Origin of the sequence: Pseudomonas faucium, assembly GCF_021602585.1 — a bacterium.
Classification (GTDB): domain Bacteria; phylum Pseudomonadota; class Gammaproteobacteria; order Pseudomonadales; family Pseudomonadaceae; genus Aquipseudomonas; species Aquipseudomonas faucium.
The window spans coordinates 1-225 of record NZ_BQIP01000087.1; the positions used below are offsets into that span (position 1 = coordinate 1).

The following is a 225-nucleotide window of genomic DNA, read 5'->3' on the forward strand; positions in this document are numbered from 1 at the left end:
CAGTTATTGCGATGGAGGGACGGAGAAGGCTAGGCCAGCTTGGCGTTGGTTGTCCAAGTTTAAGGTGGTAGGCTGAGATCTTAGGCAAATCCGGGATCTCAAGGCCGAGAGCTGATGACGAGTTGCCCTTAGGCGACGAAGTGGTTGATGCCATGCTTCCAAGAAAAGCTCCTAAGCTTCAGATAACTGGGAACCGTACCCCAAACCGACACAGGTGGTTAGGTA

At 52.4% G+C, this 225-nt stretch carries 1 rRNA gene; it reads left to right on the top strand.

Features of this window, described 5'->3' with window-relative positions:
* Positions 1–225: ribosomal RNA gene (locus tag L6D75_RS27275) — 23S ribosomal RNA — on the top strand; the annotation flags it as partial.